Source organism: Pseudomonas sp. MWU13-2862, assembly GCF_023242495.1.
GTDB lineage: Bacteria > Pseudomonadota > Gammaproteobacteria > Pseudomonadales > Pseudomonadaceae > Aquipseudomonas > Aquipseudomonas gingeri_D.
Genome location: NZ_JALMEZ010000006.1, coordinates 82,176 through 97,981, shown reverse-complemented (window position 1 = coordinate 97,981; position 15,806 = coordinate 82,176). Strand labels below are relative to the sequence as shown.

Annotated in this window: 17 protein-coding genes; 9 read left to right on the top strand and 8 right to left on the bottom strand. The window is 61.5% G+C overall.

Annotated features, from left to right (window positions below; all coding sequences use genetic code 11):
• Positions 1–85: 85 nt before the first annotated feature.
• Both M5C56_RS12815 and yedA read right to left on the bottom strand, forming a co-directional pair.
• Positions 86–1,420: a DEAD/DEAH box helicase gene (locus M5C56_RS12815; RefSeq protein WP_100941488.1), complete on the bottom strand. Its 1,335-nt coding sequence runs from the start codon at positions 1,418–1,420 to the stop codon at positions 86–88.
• A gap of 57 nt (positions 1,421–1,477) precedes the next feature.
• Positions 1,478–2,368 carry a drug/metabolite exporter YedA gene (gene yedA, locus M5C56_RS12810; protein WP_103495849.1) on the bottom strand — a complete coding sequence of 297 codons (891 nt, stop codon included), beginning with the start codon at positions 2,366–2,368 and terminating at the stop codon, positions 1,478–1,480.
• Positions 2,369–2,530: 162 nt separating this feature from the next.
• Between yedA and M5C56_RS12805 the strand changes: the two genes are divergently transcribed.
• The gene (locus M5C56_RS12805) at positions 2,531–2,992 is read left to right on the top strand and encodes an Lrp/AsnC family transcriptional regulator (protein ID WP_103495848.1); all 462 of its coding nucleotides are present in this window, start codon (positions 2,531–2,533) and stop codon (positions 2,990–2,992) included.
• 272 nt (positions 2,993–3,264) lie between these two features.
• Here M5C56_RS12805 and M5C56_RS12800 read toward each other — a convergent pair whose 3' ends face one another.
• The 4 genes from M5C56_RS12800 to M5C56_RS12785 form a co-directional block, all read right to left on the bottom strand.
• A complete protein-coding gene (locus tag M5C56_RS12800) occupies positions 3,265–3,831 on the bottom strand; it encodes a Bro-N domain-containing protein (RefSeq protein ID WP_103495846.1) in 567 nt (188 codons plus the stop codon).
• Between the two features lie 351 nt (positions 3,832–4,182).
• Positions 4,183–4,794: a 3'-5' exonuclease gene (locus M5C56_RS12795; protein ID WP_103495845.1), complete on the bottom strand. Its 612-nt coding sequence runs from the start codon at positions 4,792–4,794 to the stop codon at positions 4,183–4,185.
• Between the two features lie 26 nt (positions 4,795–4,820).
• A complete protein-coding gene (locus tag M5C56_RS12790; RefSeq protein WP_100941494.1) occupies positions 4,821–5,300 on the bottom strand; it encodes an NYN domain-containing protein in 480 nt (159 codons plus the stop codon).
• Between the two features lie 282 nt (positions 5,301–5,582).
• Entirely contained in the window at positions 5,583–6,368 is a 786-nt protein-coding gene (locus M5C56_RS12785; RefSeq protein ID WP_103495844.1) for a DUF2076 domain-containing protein, read from the bottom strand.
• A gap of 182 nt (positions 6,369–6,550) precedes the next feature.
• On the opposite strand from M5C56_RS12785, the gene M5C56_RS12780 reads away from it, so the two are divergent.
• The 4 genes from M5C56_RS12780 to M5C56_RS12765 all read left to right on the top strand — a co-directional run bounded on the left by M5C56_RS12780 (position 6,551) and on the right by M5C56_RS12765 (position 9,213).
• A complete protein-coding gene (locus M5C56_RS12780) occupies positions 6,551–7,213 on the top strand; it encodes a YciC family protein (protein WP_103495843.1) in 663 nt (220 codons plus the stop codon).
• A gap of 10 nt (positions 7,214–7,223) precedes the next feature.
• Positions 7,224–8,306 (top strand): endonuclease/exonuclease/phosphatase family protein, encoded by a 1,083-nt coding sequence (locus tag M5C56_RS12775; RefSeq protein ID WP_103495842.1) that lies wholly within the window; start codon positions 7,224–7,226, stop codon positions 8,304–8,306.
• A 169-nt stretch (positions 8,307–8,475) separates the two neighbouring features.
• Positions 8,476–8,625 carry a hypothetical protein gene (locus tag M5C56_RS12770; RefSeq protein ID WP_178129990.1) on the top strand — a complete coding sequence of 50 codons (150 nt, stop codon included), beginning with the start codon at positions 8,476–8,478 and terminating at the stop codon, positions 8,623–8,625.
• Between the two features lie 135 nt (positions 8,626–8,760).
• Entirely contained in the window at positions 8,761–9,213 is a 453-nt protein-coding gene (locus M5C56_RS12765) for a hypothetical protein (protein ID WP_152741754.1), read from the top strand.
• Between the two features lie 51 nt (positions 9,214–9,264).
• On the opposite strand, the gene hrpB is transcribed toward M5C56_RS12765, so the two are convergent.
• Positions 9,265–11,799 carry an ATP-dependent helicase HrpB gene (hrpB, locus tag M5C56_RS12760; RefSeq protein ID WP_103495839.1) on the bottom strand — a complete coding sequence of 845 codons (2,535 nt, stop codon included), beginning with the start codon at positions 11,797–11,799 and terminating at the stop codon, positions 9,265–9,267.
• 265 nt (positions 11,800–12,064) lie between these two features.
• Between hrpB and M5C56_RS12755 the strand changes: the two genes are divergently transcribed.
• Both M5C56_RS12755 and M5C56_RS12750 read left to right on the top strand, forming a co-directional pair.
• Positions 12,065–12,484 (top strand): polyribonucleotide nucleotidyltransferase, encoded by a 420-nt coding sequence (locus tag M5C56_RS12755; RefSeq protein ID WP_103495838.1) that lies wholly within the window; start codon positions 12,065–12,067, stop codon positions 12,482–12,484.
• 33 nt (positions 12,485–12,517) lie between these two features.
• Positions 12,518–13,408 carry a cation diffusion facilitator family transporter gene (locus tag M5C56_RS12750; RefSeq protein ID WP_103495837.1) on the top strand — a complete coding sequence of 297 codons (891 nt, stop codon included), beginning with the start codon at positions 12,518–12,520 and terminating at the stop codon, positions 13,406–13,408.
• Positions 13,409–13,412: 4 nt separating this feature from the next.
• Here the strand turns inward: M5C56_RS12750 and M5C56_RS12745 are convergent, their stop codons facing one another.
• Complete coding sequence (locus M5C56_RS12745; RefSeq protein WP_103495836.1) at positions 13,413–14,558, bottom strand: DUF6515 family protein; 1,146 nt, start codon at positions 14,556–14,558, stop codon at positions 13,413–13,415.
• A 456-nt stretch (positions 14,559–15,014) separates the two neighbouring features.
• Here M5C56_RS12745 and M5C56_RS12740 point away from each other — a divergent pair, with 456 nt between their 5' ends.
• Together M5C56_RS12740 and M5C56_RS12735 are read left to right on the top strand one after the other, a co-directional pair.
• The gene (locus M5C56_RS12740; protein WP_007937367.1) at positions 15,015–15,494 is read left to right on the top strand and encodes an Lrp/AsnC family transcriptional regulator; all 480 of its coding nucleotides are present in this window, start codon (positions 15,015–15,017) and stop codon (positions 15,492–15,494) included.
• Positions 15,495–15,588: 94 nt separating this feature from the next.
• Positions 15,589–15,798 (top strand): DUF2788 domain-containing protein, encoded by a 210-nt coding sequence (locus M5C56_RS12735; RefSeq protein ID WP_100941503.1) that lies wholly within the window; start codon positions 15,589–15,591, stop codon positions 15,796–15,798.
• The last annotated feature ends 8 nt before the right edge of the window (positions 15,799–15,806 follow it).

The window sequence follows — 15,806 nt, the reverse complement described above, 5'->3', positions numbered from 1 at the left end:
TCAATTTCAAGGACGCCATCGCCAGCAAGCCAGCTCCTACAATGACCGTGTTGACCCTGGAGCCAACACGGCATCGATGCTCGCCTTACGGCTTGCGCTTGCGCGGCCCGGTATTGAACACCGGCACCTTGCGCACCGGCTTGATCGACTGCACCACATCTTCCGGCTTCTCGCCACTGTCGACCCACTTGCCCAGGTTGCGCTTGCCACCGGCGGCCTTCGGTTTTTTCGGCTTCTTCGGTTTCTTGATCACGCTGCCCGAGGCATCGGTGTCCGGCACCCGGTGATCCGGTTCGAAACCGGCTTCGTCCTGACGCTTCAGAGTCTGACGAGTCAGGGTCTCGATAGCTGACAGCAGATTCACCTCATCGGCGCAGACCAGGGAAATCGCCTCACCCGTAGCGCCGGCACGGCCGGTACGACCGATCCGGTGAATGTAGTCCTCGGCCACGATCGGCAGGTCGAAGTTGACCACCAGTGGCAAGTCCTCGATGTCCAGGCCACGGGCCGCCACATCGGTGGCCACCAGGATCTGGATCTCGCTCGCCTTGAAGCGGTCCAGGGCGCGCTGGCGGGTAGCTTGTGGTTTGTCGCCATGGATGCCGTCGGCATTGATGCCCAGGCCCTGGAGTTTTTCCACCAACTGGTCGACGCCATTGCGGGTCTTGGCAAACACCAGGACCTGCTTCCAGTGCTGCTTGCGCATCAGGTGCACAAACAACTCCGGCTTGCGCTTCTTGTCCACCGTCACCAGCCACTGCTTGACGGTGTTGGCCGCCACGTTGCGCGGGCTGACTTCGATGCTCAGCGGATCGTTGAGCATCTGCCCGGCCAGCAGGCGGATGGCATCGGAGAAGGTTGCGGAAAACAGCAGGGTCTGGCGCTTCTTCGGCAAGGCCTTGTAGATATTGCCCAGCTCCTCCTGGAAACCGAGGTCGAGCATGCGGTCGGCTTCGTCGAGCACCAGGGTCTGCAACTGGTTGAACTTGAGAGCGTTCTGGCGATAGAGATCGAGCAGGCGGCCCGGGGTCGCCACCAGCAGGTCGACGCCCTTGCGCAGCTTCATCATCTGCGGGTTGATGCTGACGCCGCCGTACACCGCATAGGTGCTCAGCGGCAGGTGCTCGGCGTACTGGCGCACGCTTTCATGCACCTGCTCGGCCAGCTCCCGGGTCGGCACCAGGATCAGCGAACGCACCGAGTTGGCGGTGACCTTCGGCCCTTCCAGGGTCAGCAGCTGCAACAGCGGCAAGGCGAAACCGGCGGTCTTGCCGGTGCCGGTCTGGGCCGCGGCCATCAGGTCGCGACCGGCCAATACGGCGGGAATGGCCTGGGCCTGGATCGGTGTGGGGGTCTGGTAACCCAGAGTGTCCAGGGCCCGCGTCAGGGGTTCGATCAGGCCGAGTGTGGCGAATGTCATGGAAATACCGTAGGAAAAGTGTCAGCGCCGTGAAGCAATGCGCGGCAGTTTACCCTGTCAGGCCTCTTTCGGCTTGCGCCACTGCGGTAAACCGATCAACACCACGGCGCTGATGATCACGCCCATGGCCATGCACTCCTGCCAGCCGATGTGCTCGCCGGCAAAGAGGATGCCCAGCAGCACCGCCACAGCCGGGTTGACGTAGGCATAGCTTGTGGCCGCCGCCGGGCGCACATGCTTCAACAGGTACATGTAGGCGTTGAAAGCGATGATCGAGCCGAAGACGGTCAAGTAAGCCATGGCGATCCAGCCGTCGGTCGAGGGCATCTGGATCAGGCGCTCGCCGCGGACAAAGCTGGCCATCAGCAACACCACGCCCCCCACCAGCATTTCCGCCGCACTGGCCATGCCGCCCTGGGGCAGCGGCAGGTGCTTGCTCCACACCGAACCGAAGGCCCAGGTCGCGGCGGCCAACAGCAGCAGGCCGGCACCGAGCGGGCTGGCTTGCAGGTTGGAGCCCATGTTCAGCAGGGCGATGCCGATCAGGCCGAGCACAATTCCGGCCCATTCAAGACCGGTATTGCGGTTGCCCCAGAAATAGCCGCAAAGCAAGGTGAACAGCGGCACCGTGGCCACCGTCAGCGCGGCGACGCCCGAGGCCACGCCCATGTGCTCGGCCAGGGTCACCGCGCCATTGCCGAAGCTGAGCAGCAGCACGCCGATGGCCGCCGCTGCTTTCCATTGCGGCCAGGTCGGTGCCGGTACGCCGCGAAGACGTTGATAGGCAAACAGCAGGCTGCCGGCGATCACAAAACGGATGCCGCCCATCATCAACGGTGGCCAGGATTCCACGCCGATACGAATGGCCAGGTAGGTCGAGCCCCAGATGAAATACAACGCAAAAAAAGCACCGATCAGCGGTAACGGGAAACGGCGTGGGGCAGACATGGGGGGGCAGATCCAGGCAGGGCAAGGGAGGCTTATTCTAGAAAGGCGCCCGGAAAATAATAAGTTACAAAACCGTGTTATAAGGCCAGTACACTTTGTAAAGCATGGATATCAGGGGTTTCGACCATTGTTTCGAAAGCCCGCACAATAGAGAGCCTGTGGATGGATAAATACGACCGTTTGATCCTGGGTGAGCTGCTGGACAATGGCCGTGCCTCGTTCGCCGAACTGGCGCGCAAGGTCAACCTGTCCGCGCCGGCGGTGGCGGAGCGGGTGGCGAAGCTGGAAAGCAGTGGGGTGATCACCGGGTATCAGGCCAAGGTGGACCTGGCGAAGATCGGTTTGCCGATCCAGTGCGTGATCGAGTTGCGGCTCAACCAGCATGGCAAGCAACAGGTCTATGACGACCTGGCGCAGATTCCGCAGATTACCGAATGCCATCGGGTGACCGGGGACCCGTGCGTGATTCTGCAGGCGGCGGTGGGGAGCATGGCGGAGCTGGAGCAGTTGATCAATCGGATTGCCCAGTTCGGCTTCAGCAAGACCTCGATTGTGCTGTCGAGCGCGATTGAGCGGCGGGTGCCGTTGGGGCATTTGGACATGAATGGGAAGGCGAAGGGCTGATAAACCGGCTGCGGTGTTCTGCCTGATAGTCCGTGTTTACCGGTTTTGGGGGCGCTTCGCACCCCATCGCGAGCAAGCTTGCTCCTACAGTTCTGTGTCGTACACGGGCCTTGTGCACGACACAAATCCTGTAGGAGCCTGGCTTGCCCGCGAAGAGGCCCTCAAAATCGCTAAAAGCTTCGCTGGCAAGCCAGGCTCCTACAGTTTTTTATCGTATGCAGCCCGTGTGTACGACACAGAACTGTAGGAGCAAGCTTGCTCGCGATAGCTCTCTACCAGACGCTGCCACACCCACTGACCGGCACCACCTGCGGCATATCACGCAGACGAATCCACGGCTCCTTGCGCCAGTGCAGCAGACTCAACGCACCGCCATCCCATTCCAGAATTCCAAGGCTCGGCGCCTGGGTCAACGCCGGCTGCGGCTGGCCGCGCAACATCGGCAGCACCTGATGCGTCAGCCATTGGCGCAGATGGCGATTCTCCGGCAGGTAGTGATAGACCAACATCGCGTAGACGCCGGATTCGCTGAGCATCAGATGATCTTCAGATCGGCCGCTACCCTTGAGTTTCAGCACTCGCCGCTGATCCGGATCGAGCTTGATGGCTTTGCGTTCATGCCACTCGATTCCCATCAGATGCCCGATATCACGGGCGCAGAACCAGGCTTCGTCATGCAGGAGCAAGGCCCGGAGCTTTAGATGATGGCGGGTAAAAATGTGTGGTTCGAAAGCAATGTTAACGGCAAGACCAAGCGGCTTTGACGCATCAGTAGCAGCGCCGTCATCAAGATGTTTTTGTATGGTTTCAGCGTGGCTTTCGAGAATGACTTTTTCCATTTTGGAATACTCCGAGAGATTCAAGGAGCTGCCATAAAAGCCTTCCTACGGACTTGGGTGGCAGCCGTACGCGGGGTAGGAACCGAGCTCTCTCGGACACTCGGCCACGAATCAACGTGCCCGCGCACGGCCACCATGAGGGGAACACTGGCGACAAAACCAGCGAGTATGGTGGCTGTTCAGTATCGAAAGAGTCAATTGCAAGGGTTCCTACGCCCTGTCACCGATTTGGCGATGACAGGAGAAAGGCTAACGTCACTGCACCGCTCGGAAAAGACAGCACAGATCGCCACCCGCAGTACGACATTTCCTAAAAACCACACGACAAATTGCAATATCACAGCAGCGTCCTCAGACGCCCCGATACCGCTTCAAATGCTCACCAATCTTCGCCGCCGGCACCTTCTGCAATTTGCACAACCAATCATGGGACAACGCCTGCACCCCATGTTTGTCGCGCAACTCGCCGGCCATATGCGCCAGCAGGTTCGCCGCCATCTCGGCATCGGCCATGGCCCGGTGCGCCTGCCCCGTATGCGGCAAGCGGGCAAACGCAGTCAGCGTACCCAGCTTGTGATTCGGCGCCGCCGGCATCAAGCGCCGCGCCAGCAGCAACGAACAGGCAAAGTTCTGCAACCGAGTGCGCTTGATCCGACCCAGTTCGTAATCCCAGAACTTCTGGTCGAACGCGGCGTTGTGCGCCAGTAACGGAGTCGTACCGACAAACTCGTTGACCTCGCTCATCACCCGCTCCGCCGACGGCGCGGTACGCAACATGGCGTTGCTGATGCCGGTCAGCTGTTCGATAAAGGCCGGCACTCGCACGCCAGCATTCATCAGGCTCTGGTAACGGTCGACGATGCGCCCTTGTTCCAGGATGACCACGGCGATTTCCGTGGCCCGGCACCCCGCGTTCGGTGTAATGCCCGTGGTTTCAAAGTCGATGACCGCAATACGTTCCAAAAGCCCAGCCCTTTGCAAAATCGGTTTCAGTTTTTCAACAACAACGCGCCTTCGATGGGCACGTAGCGGCTTGCGGCGCGGATCAACGAGTTGGCCGTCAGCCCCGGCACGCCATAGGCCACGGCTTCGACGCCGTGCTTGTCGATGATGCGCGTGAGCAGCAGGTCGAAATCGCCGTCGCCGGAGGCCAGTACCACTTCGTCGACATGGGGCGCCACGTCCATGATATCGATGGTGATGCCCACGTCCCAGTCGCCCTTGGCCGAGCCGTCGCTGCGCTGGATATAGGGTTTGAGTTTCACCGTAAAACCCAGGTTGCGCAGGATCTGCTGGAACTGCTGCTGCTTGCTGTCGCCGCGATCGATGGCGTAGGCGTAGGCCTCGACGATCTCTCCCCGCTGGCTGATATCAGCCCACAGAGCGGCATAGTTGAAGTGACAACCATAGGCCTGGCGAACGGTGTAGTAGAGGTTCTGCACATCGGCGAACACAGCGATTTTCTTCACCGCGAATCCTCATGGCGCAAAAGCGCACTGGCGGGTGATGACGAGCGCTCGGAAGCGATTAGGTGCGCAGTATGCCAGCCCGGGGAGAGGTTCAGCGAATAATCGGCGGGGTAAGTGTCAGCGCTTCAGGCCTCTGATGGGCTTGAGGCGGCGAACGCAGATTTGGCGAATCACGCAAAAACCTGTAGGGGCATGGCTTGCCAGCGAAGCTTTTGGCGACCTCAAGGGCCTCTTCGCGGGCAAGCCCTGCTCCTACAGGACGGTGTTCACCCAAACAGAGGGTCAGACGAAGGAATCGTCGTCGCCAGAAAAGGAAGAACTGTCATCATCGAAATCGGTGTCGGCAAAACCACCCTGGTTGTTATTGCTGCCCCAGGAATCGTTGTTGGCCATGCGCTGATCATCGCCCCAACCACCGCCACCACCGTTGTTGCTCATCGGGCTCGGCTCGATGATTTCCTCGATGATCTGCGGTTGCTGCTGGTTGTGATGGAACAGGCTGCTGATACCTTCCGCCAGCATCACGCCACCGGCCACGCCGGCCGCGGTTTTCAGCGCGCCACCAAGGAAACCGCTACCCATGGGCGCCGCCGGGGCCGCCTGCTGTGGCGCGGGCTGGGCGTAGGCAGGCTGCTGATAGTTGGGCTGGGTGTTGTAGTTCTGCTGCGGTGGCGGAGCATTGAACCCAGGACGCCCCGGCTCGCGCCAGCCGCCACCGGAATTGCTCGGTGCAGGCGCTGGAGCCGGATCGCGGCTGCCACCGAAAATGCTCGACAGGAAACCACCGCTGCTCGACGCCGGCGCGGCGCTCTGGGCGCGGGCCTGCTGCAATTCGTCCTGAAGCTGCTGCAACTGCGCCTGCAGTTGTTTGTTCTGTTCGTCGAGGCTCTTGATCGCGTGCTCTTGCACCAGGATCGACTGGGTCATGTAGTACGGTGCAGCCGGTTGGCGAGTCAGGTGTTCCTTGATCCGCGCCTCGGCCAGGGCGTCACGCGGGGCTGAGTCCGTTCCGGCTTGCTGCAACCGTGAAAACAGTCCATCGATCAGGGTTTGCTCTTCGCTGTTCATGGCGACCTCATTAGATTGCCGGGTAGAAATCGATCGCCTCGACCCAACCGGGTCAGGCGTCCCTCAGTTATGGGGTTGTTACTGGAAGTTTCAATAGTCCTTACCTAACGTTTACATTTGAGTGTCGGCCCGCGCCATCGGTTAAAGTGTGGCTCTGCCTCAGCCTGCGCGATAGACAACCGATGAACCCGTTCAATGTAATCCGCGATTCCCTGTATTTTTTCCAGCGCAACCTGCGCCAGATTGCCCTGCTCTGCCTGCCGCTGGTGATCTTCGAAACCTTGCTCCAGCAGGTGTTGGACAACGCGGTGGGCCCGGATGCTTCACCAGCCTATGGCTTGGTGGCCGGACTGCTGGTCTATCCGCTCTACACGGCAGCGCTGATCCTGTTTCTCGATGCCCGCAGCCGTGGCGAAGCGCCAGCCAATCGCGATCTGCTGGCCATGTCCCTGCGCCTGTGGCCACGCTTTGCGCTGCTCTCGGCGGTCAATACCATTGCCATCGTGCTGGGCCTGTCGCTGTATTTCATTCCCGGTATCTGGCTGACCGTGATCCTGGCCTTCTCCGAATACCTGCTGGTGCTGCGCGGGCGCGAGCCGTTGCGGGCGATGAAGGAGAGCTTCGCCTTGAGCCGTGGCCACTTCTGGCTAACCTTCACCTGCATCTTGTGTGTAATGGGTCCACTCTGGCTGCTCAAGGGGTTGAGCCTGAGTGTCTACCCGGCACCGCAGAACCCGGTGTTGATGCTGATCATCGACAGCGCCCACAGTTTCCTGCAACTGTTCAGCTGCGTCGTCTTGTTCCGAATCTACATGCTGATCGGTGAAAATTCCGCCAAAGACTGAACCGAGGCCCATGACCCATCTATTACGTTACCTGGTGGCAGGCCTGCTGATTGTCGCGGGCCTGGCCGCCCTGCTGGTCTACAGCCTGACCTGGCGCCCGGAAGAGCGCGAAACCCTGACCGTGCGCTGTAACGCCGAGGCGCCGGTGCTGGTTCCGGGCCAGGCCCTCAAGGTGATGACCTGGAACCTCCAGTACCTGGCGGGCAAACGTTATGTGTTCTGGTACGACCTGCCCGACGGCAGCGGCCCGGACGATCGCCCGACCCCGGAAGACATGGCTTTCAGCCTGGACGAGGTGACCCGGGTGATCCGCGACGAGCAGCCGGACATCGTGCTGTTGCAGGAAGTCGACGAGAATGCCAAGAGCAGTGCTTACCAGGACCAGTTGAAGTTGCTTCAGGAACGGCTCGCGGACCTGTATCCCTGCAGTTCCCAGGCGTTCGACTGGAAAGCCGACTTTGTCCCGAACCTGCATATTTTCGGCAGTGTCGGGCGCAAGCTGGCGACCTTGAGTCGCTATCAGGTCGAACACGCCGAACGCCAGCAACTGCCCCTGGCACCGGGCAATCTGCTCAAGCGCCAGTTCGAGCCCCGGCCGGCGCTGCTGGTGAACTACCTGCCGCTGAGCGACGGCGGACAGCTGGCGGTGGTCAATACGCAACTGGGGGCCTTTGCCCAGAACGACACCCAACTCAGGCAAGCAGCGGCAACCCTGCAATTGCTCGACAAGTTCGAGAGCCAGGGCACGCCGTGGCTGATCGGCGGTGATTTCAACCTGCTGCCGCTGGGGCAGTATCTGCGCCTGCCACCACGCTTGCGCGGTGGTTACTCGGCGGACAGTGAGTTGCATCTGCTGTGGGACAAATACCCGATGATCCCGAGCAACAACGAAGCCAGCGGCATCGACCGTGAGCGGTGGCTGACGTTTTACCCGAACGATCCCGACGTCAGTGGGCCGGATCGGACCCTGGACTACTTTTTCTACAGCGCCAAGCTCAAGCGGGTCGAGGCCCAGGTGCGGCAGGACGATACCTTGACGATTTCCGATCACTTGCCGGTGCTGGCGCGGTTTCTGTTGCCGGCGGCGCAGTGACCGCCCCATCAACGCGGCCAAGCCAGACACAGTTTGTATTCTTGATGCAGCCCCCATCGCCGCCCATTTTCTTGACTTTCCTGGGGTCACTATCAAAGATGATCAAAAGGAAATGATCATTCGGGCACCTCTGAAAACCCGAGCGACCACGGAGAAACTGGAGATTGTCATGCCCAACGTCTCGATCGCACTCGTCAAGGAAAGTAACAAACGACTCTCGTCGCCGGCCAGGAAGGATGTCATTGCCCGCTCCTCGAAGCTGTCCAAAGAAACCCTCAATGACATGATGAAGCGGGCGTACGAACGCCTGTCTCGTTGACTGCGGGACTGTTGTTCTTTGTCCGCGCGCCCATCAGTCGAGATGACACCTCAGGTGTCATCTCCTGCTGACCTCCCTCACGCTTCAGATCAATCCCCCAGCGCTAGCTCAATAACGTTCAACGTCTTCAACAAGATGGTTGAAGCCGATGAGGATTTCCTGGGCCTGCTCGCGTACGCACTGTACAAACGCCACAAAATCGAATGGATTCGTAGTCACGACAGCGATAACCATGAGGCATTCAAACAGGTTGCCTGTACCCCACAGCAAGTCAGGATGTATCGAGATAAAGCCGAGCAGTTGGCAAAAAACTTCATTGACGAGTCCCTTGATCAACTCGGTGCGGAGATGAAAGAGACTATCGCCAATGGCGTTATCGTTGCCAAGATCGAAAGCTTAAAGCCTGGGTTCTGGCGATCCCTTGGAAACCATACACTCAGTGGTATTGCTTCTGTCGCCGTGGCGCTAGCGCTGTTTGGCCTTTTCACCTTCTATTCGAGCTACCAGGAAAATGGCGGCCTGGAAGGACGCATCAAACAGATGGGCGCCCCCTTACAGTCCTACCCTGCCAACCAACCGCAAGGTTGAGACATTCCTGACCATATCCTGGTGATCTGACCCGCTCGACCCGTCGCGCCCTCAAGTCCCCCTGGGTTTTATACGAGCAGTAGCCTCGGCCACCAAGGGATCATCCGGCCAGTAATGCTTCGGATAACGTCCCTTGAGGTCCTTCTTCACTTCGGCGTAGGTGCTGCGCCAGAAGTTTGCCAAATCCTGGGTAACCTGCACCGGCCGCCGAGCCGGCGACAGCAGGTGCAGTTTCACCACTTGGCGGCCACCGGCAATCCGCGGAGTCTCGGCCAGGCCGAACAACTCCTGCAGACGCACCGCCAGAATCGGTGGCTGCTCACTGTAATCCAAACGGATCGACGAACCCGAAGGCACACTCAGATGATGCGGTGCCAGTTCCTCCAGGCGTTGTGGCAACGGCCAGGGCAACAGGCTGTGAAGAATCCCGGCCAGTTCCAGATTGGCGAAATGACTGAGCCGAGAAACCCGCCCCAGATAGGGCTTGAGCCACTGTTCCAGGGTCGCCAGCAAGGTCTTGTCGCCGACATCCGGCCATTCGCTCTCGCCCTTCCCGTCCAGGTCCAGCTGGCGTAACAAGGCCACCCGCGCCTGCCATTGGCGCAGCTCCGGGGTCCAGGGCAACAGTTCCAGGCCCTTGCGCCGCACCAGGTTGACCAGCGCCTGGCTACGCGCTGCCTCGTCCAGCCCGGTCAGGGGCTCACGACTGAGGATCAACTCACCGACCTTGCGCTGGCGCTCGGCACGCAGCACACCTTCGCGCTCATCCCAGTCCAGTTGGTCGACCGTGCTCACCTGCTCGGCCAGCACGCTGTCGAACAGGCCCGGATCGAACTCCGCCGCCAGGTAGATACGTTCTTCACGCTGGCCCTGGCGACTGCCCAGATCGGCCACCACCAACCAGGGCTGTTTCATCAGGCTGTCGGTTTCGCTGAACAAGGCCGCCCGGCCGTTGGCCAGCCGGTATTCCGCGCCACCGTCGCGGCGCTGTTGCGCCACCCGATCCGGATAGGCCAGGGCCAACAGCGCCCCGAGCCAGCGCGGATGATCCGGATCAGCCACCGGTTCGTTCGCCGAACCGCGCAAGTAGCCGCGATACTGCCGCGCCAGTTGCCGCGCACGCTGCACGCCCCCCTGAGCACCACGGGTTACCCGCTCTTCACCCGCCAGCAAGGCCAATCGCGTGTGCAGGTCAGCCCCGCCACCACGCTGGATATCCCGCTCGCCCAGGAGTGCCGCGACATCGCAGGCCATGGCCGCCAGCCCCAGCGCCTGCCCGCGCAACAGCAAATGGGCGATACGCGGATGGGCCGGCAACTCGGCCATGGCCTGGCCGTGATTCGTCAATGCGTACTCGGCGCCGGCCTTACCGGCCAACGCCCCAAGCCGCTGCAACAGATCCTGGGCCTGGGCATAAGCGGCAGCAGGCGGCGCGTCCATCCAGACCAGCTCGCCGGGCGCCACGCCCCAGCGCGCCAGCTGCAAGGCCAACCCGGCCAGGTCCGCCTGAAGGATTTCCGCGCTGCCATAGGCCGCCAACTGCTCATGCTGGGCCTCGGACCACAACCGATAACACACCCCCGGTTCCAGGCGCCCGGCGCGACCCGCCCGTTGGGTGGCGCTGGCCCGGGAAATGCGCTGGGTGTCGAGGCGGGTCATGCCGCTGCCGGGATCGAAACGCGGCACCCGCGCCAGCCCGGCATCGATCACTACCCGCACGCCATTGATGGTCAAGCTGGTTTCCGCAATGTTGGTCGCCAGCACCACCTTGCGCTTGCCGGCGGGTGCCGGCTCGATGGCGGCGCGCTGGGCCGCGAGGTCCAACTCGCCATGCAGCGGGCACAGCAGCACATCGGCCCGCCCGCCCAGGCTTTCCTCCAGTTGCTGGTGCACCCGGCGAATCTCCGCCTGACCCGGCAAAAATACCAGCAGGCTGCCGTGCTCGGCGTCCAGCGCCTCGTGCACGGTTTGCACCACTCGCGACTCGATAAATTCTCCGGGTTGAAAGGCCCGGCCCCAGCGCAAGGTCACCGGGAACATCCGCCCTTCGCTGCGTACCACCGGCGCGTCGTCCAGCAAACCAGCCAGGCGTTCGCCTTCAAGCGTGGCGGACATCAGCAGGATCTTCAGCGGCTGCTCGTCACGAAACATCTGCCGCCCGTTGAGGCTCAGGGCCAGGGCCAGGTCGGCATCCAGGCTGCGTTCGTGGAATTCGTCGAAGATCACCAGCCCGACCCCCTCAAGGGCCGGATCGTCATTCAAACGACGGGCAAGAATACCTTCGGTGACCACTTCGATACGCGTCTTGGGGCCGACCCGGCTTTCCAGGCGAATGCGATAGCCGACGGTTTCACCAACCTTTTCCCCCAGCTCACTGGCCAGTCGCTCGGCCGCCGCGCGGGCCGCGAGACGCCGCGGCTCAAGCATCAGGATGGTTTGCCCGGCCAGCCACGGCTCGTTCAGCAACGCCAGCGGCACCCGGGTGGTCTTACCGGCACCGGGCGGCGCTTCCAGCACTGCCTCATGGCGTTCGTTCAACGCCTGGCGCAAAGCCGGCAATACTTCATCAATCGGCAACGAATTCATGGTGGCTCCCAGGCTGACCGTGAATTATACGGTGAACCCCGCGGGCCTCCAAAGCCAAAGGCTTTGCAAGCGGTTGTCAGCTCATCACTCGCCTGGCCCGGCGCCGGGTACAAAGCCGGCAAGACTTCATCAATCAGCAACGCATTCAGGGTGGCTCCCGGACAAAGAGCCGGGTATAACGGCGAACTGCCCGGTCTTAATCGCGGTCTTAACAACTGATCCAGACGCGGCCCCAGCGGCTTCACGTTTCCTTCAGGAGATATCCATGCGCATTGTTTCCCGTGTTATCGGCACCGTTCTGGTTGCTACCCTGCTGACCCAACTGAGCGCTTGCGGCTCGATTTTCTACCCGGACCGGCGTGGCCAGATCGAAGGCCGGATCGACCCGCTGATCGCCGGTCTCGACGCCATCGGCATCCTGTTCTTCGTTATCCCCGGCCTGATCGCGTTCGGCATCGACTTCGCCACGGGCGCCATTTATCTGCCCCACGGCAAGACCGCACAGATCGCCCCGGAAAAACTCCAGGAAGCCATCACTGCCGATGGCCACGTCGACAACCTCAAGCTGCAGGCGATTCTCAAGACCGAACTGCACCAGACCCTACCGCTGAACGACCCGCGCCTGATCCAGCAAAAAGGCAACCTGCAGCAGTTGGCGATGTACAACCTGCGTCCTGCGGCCTGAGCCCGGGGACACTGAAAAAGGATCGCAGCCTTCATGACCAGCAGCCCGGAACACGCCCGCCTGTTACGTCTGGCTACCCGGGCCTCGGTCGGGGTGGCGAGCCTCCTGATCCTGACCAAGGCCGCCGCCTGGTGGCTGAGCGGTTCGGTGAGCATGCTCGCCGGGCTGACCGACTCGCTGCTCGACGGCGTCACCTCGTTTCTCAATCTGCTGGCGGTGCACTACGCGCTGCGCCCGGCGGATAACGATCACCGCTACGGGCACGGCAAGGCCGAATCCCTCTCGGGCATGGCCCAGGCGCTGTTCATTGCGGTGAGTGCGGTGCTGATTGCGATCCAGGCCTTCGAGCGCCTGAAAAACCCGGAACCCATCGGTGCCCCTTGGATCGGCATCGGGGTGATCGTGTTGTCGCTGATCCTGACCGCCGGGTTGCTGTTGTTGCAGCACAAGGTGGTCCGCGAGACCGGCTCCACCGCCGTGCGCGCCGACTCCCTGCACTACCGCTCGGACATGCTGCTCAACGCCAGTATCCTGCTGGCGCTGGTGCTCGCCGGCTTCGGCTGGCCGCAGGTGGACGCCTGGTTCGGCCTGGGGATCTCGGTCTATATCCTCTGGAGCGCGATCCAGATCGGCCGGGAAAGCTTCGCCGTGCTGATGGATGAGGAGCTGTCGCCGGATATCAGCCAGCACATGCTGGAACTGGCGTGCAGTGTGCCTGGGGTGCTGGGCGCCCACGATCTGCGGACACGGATCTCCGGCAACCGCTGGTTTGTGCAGTTGCACCTGGAGTTGCCGGGAGAATTGACGCTATCGGTGGCCCACGACCTGAGTGACCAGGCCGCCGATGCCATCCAGGCCGCCTACCCGCAGGCCGAGGTGCTGGTGCACGCCGACCCGCGGGAAGTGGTAACGCCGCGCCACTGATCCGTCAGTAGTTGACCTGATAGCCGCGACTGCTCAGACAGTTACCCTGGGCCTGGCGGTAAGCCTGGACCACCGCCGGTGCCGGCGCGTAGGTCACGTTGGCCGGGTCGAAGCCGCTTTGCTGCACCGCCCAGCGATAGCAATCCTCGCCATCCTGCTGGACCTGCTGCGGGCTCTGGCCGTTGGCCGGATAAGCCACCACATCGTAGCCGTTGCCTTGCGGCTCGGGCGCCACCTGTGGCGCGGCGGCCGGTGGATCGACCACCACGTAGTCCTGGGTATCTTCCTGGTAGAGGTAATAGGCACCGGCCGCGAGGAAAAACAGCGAGCCACCGATCCAGACTTCCCGCGCATAGTCAGGCAGGTAGGTGGTGCGAATCCCACGTGGCGGAGCGACGACTATGTAACGTGCGCCCTGCGGGCGATACCAGTAGCCACCGGAGAAGAAATAGTCCTGGCCACGGTAAGGCACCCGCCAGTTGCGATCCGGAAAGCGATCGACCACATAGCCGGGGCGATATTGCGGGCCCGGGCCCCAGCCATTGCCATGACCGTCGGGACGACCCGGCCAGCGACGATCATCGTGATGCTCGAAATTACCGCCGGGACGGTTGTTATTGTTGCCACCCTGCCAGTTCGGGTTGTTGCCGTTGCGCCGGGGAATGTCGGAATAGTTGCCACGCAACGGTTCCTGGGTCTGGCGTACGCTGTCGGGATGAGGCTGGATCGGCAGGTTGTTCTGCGGTGCCGGACGCGGCGCCTGATTGGGCTCGTTCTGCGGCGGCCGGCCTTGCCATTGGCCGCCTGGGTTCTGGTCGTGCCGCTCGAAATGCTGATTGTTCTCCGGACGAACCTGGGGCGCAGGAGCAGGAGCCGGTGGACGCGGCGCCTGGATGTGGACTTCGGGTGCTGGTGGCCGCGGAGCGGGTGCCGGGGGACGGACTTCCGGCGCGGCTGGCCGTGGGGCCGGGGCCTGGGGACGCGGTTGATTGTTTTGCGGATGCGCCTCGTTACCTCCCGGGCGCCCTTCAGGGCGATGTTCGCCCTCATGTTTCTGATTTTCATCACCCTGGTTTTCAGCCAGTGCTTGCGCACCAACACTCATACAGAGCAAGCCAACACCTGCCAGACGCCAGATGCGCGATTTCATTCCATTCCTCACTGCGGTTCAGGGCTTAACCATAAGACTGGGAAAGCGGATTCCGGTTCTGTGACACTCTACCAGTCGCACAACTTATTTTTCGCCCATTAAAAAAGGGAGACCCGTCGGCCTCCCCTTGAGAACTTCGTCCGTGCTCGGCGCTTTTGACGCCGGCTCACCTCACACCGTCTTCTGGACAGCGTGTAGCCCGGTGGCCGGCGCAACCCTGTGGGATTGTCGGCCGCGGCTGGCCTGATTCGGCGGGCCGCAGTGGACTGGGGTGTCTGTCTCGAATGTGAACAGGCTTGCGAGACAGGACACTTGTCCGGGCAGTGATTCTGGTAATAAGCATAGGCCCGGGGCGACGGCAGAGGATTGCGAACACTGCTCAAATAAACATCTCTTGCGCAATTTTTAACTTCAGATAGATAATTTACCGCAATAGTTCTTGGAAAGGCCCTGACGATGAGCAAACTCGACCGATACGACCTGAGCATTCTGGCGGAATTGCAGCGTGATGCCCGCATCTCCAACCAGGAACTGGCCGAGCGTATCGGCCTGTCGCCCTCGCCCTGTTCGCGGCGGGTCAAGCAATTGGAGGACGACGGTTATATTTCCCGCCAGGTGGCCTTGCTTGATCGCAAGATGCTCGGCCTGAGCCTGACCGCCTATGTGCTGATCGGCATGGACCGGCATACGCCGGAGCGCTTCGAAAACTTCGAGGCGGCGATCCGCACCCTGCCGCAGGTGCTGGAGTGCAGCCTGGTGACGGGGATGGACGCCGACTATCAGCTGAAAGTGGTGGTGCCGGACATGGATCACTACCAGAAACTGCTGCTGGGGCACCTGACGCGTATCGAGGGGGTGACCAGCGTACGCTCCAGCTTTGTGCTGAACCAGGTGCTCAACAGCACGGAACTGCCGTTGACCCATTTGCGCAGTTGATGGCCGTACCGCTTTATTGCCCGAGATCAGATCAGTTCTCGCCCATGGCGTATAATCGGACGGTTTTCCACCCCGCTCGTGCTGGAGAGGTCTGATGGATCCTGCCGTTTTCGAAGAGTGGATGATGACCGGCCTGGTCAGCATCCTGGTCATTTTCATGGGCTTTATCGTCTGGGACCTGGCGAAGAAATCCAAGGCCGGGCGCTTCGGCACCTTTATCCTGTTTTTCGTACTGGGCCTGGGCATCGTCGCGTTTGTGATCAAGAGCGTGGTGATCGGGCTGATCGAGTCAGGCTCGCTTTAACGCCGCCA

Coding starts and splice junctions, on each gene's coding strand:
- M5C56_RS12815 (WP_100941488.1), bottom strand. CDS start 1,420: ATGACATTCGCCACACTCGGCCTGATCGAACCCCTGACGCGGGCCCTG.
- yedA (WP_103495849.1), bottom strand. CDS start 2,368: ATGTCTGCCCCACGCCGTTTCCCGTTACCGCTGATCGGTGCTTTTTTT.
- M5C56_RS12805 (WP_103495848.1), top strand. CDS start 2,531: ATGGATAAATACGACCGTTTGATCCTGGGTGAGCTGCTGGACAATGGC.
- M5C56_RS12800 (WP_103495846.1), bottom strand. CDS start 3,831: ATGGAAAAAGTCATTCTCGAAAGCCACGCTGAAACCATACAAAAACAT.
- M5C56_RS12785 (WP_103495844.1), bottom strand. CDS start 6,368: ATGAACAGCGAAGAGCAAACCCTGATCGATGGACTGTTTTCACGGTTG.
- M5C56_RS12780 (WP_103495843.1), top strand. CDS start 6,551: ATGAACCCGTTCAATGTAATCCGCGATTCCCTGTATTTTTTCCAGCGC.
- M5C56_RS12775 (WP_103495842.1), top strand. CDS start 7,224: ATGACCCATCTATTACGTTACCTGGTGGCAGGCCTGCTGATTGTCGCG.
- M5C56_RS12770 (WP_178129990.1), top strand. CDS start 8,476: ATGCCCAACGTCTCGATCGCACTCGTCAAGGAAAGTAACAAACGACTC.
- M5C56_RS12765 (WP_152741754.1), top strand. CDS start 8,761: ATGGTTGAAGCCGATGAGGATTTCCTGGGCCTGCTCGCGTACGCACTG.
- hrpB (WP_103495839.1), bottom strand. CDS start 11,799: ATGAATTCGTTGCCGATTGATGAAGTATTGCCGGCTTTGCGCCAGGCG.
- M5C56_RS12755 (WP_103495838.1), top strand. CDS start 12,065: ATGCGCATTGTTTCCCGTGTTATCGGCACCGTTCTGGTTGCTACCCTG.
- M5C56_RS12750 (WP_103495837.1), top strand. CDS start 12,518: ATGACCAGCAGCCCGGAACACGCCCGCCTGTTACGTCTGGCTACCCGG.
- M5C56_RS12745 (WP_103495836.1), bottom strand. CDS start 14,558: ATGAAATCGCGCATCTGGCGTCTGGCAGGTGTTGGCTTGCTCTGTATG.
- M5C56_RS12740 (WP_007937367.1), top strand. CDS start 15,015: ATGAGCAAACTCGACCGATACGACCTGAGCATTCTGGCGGAATTGCAG.
- M5C56_RS12735 (WP_100941503.1), top strand. CDS start 15,589: ATGGATCCTGCCGTTTTCGAAGAGTGGATGATGACCGGCCTGGTCAGC.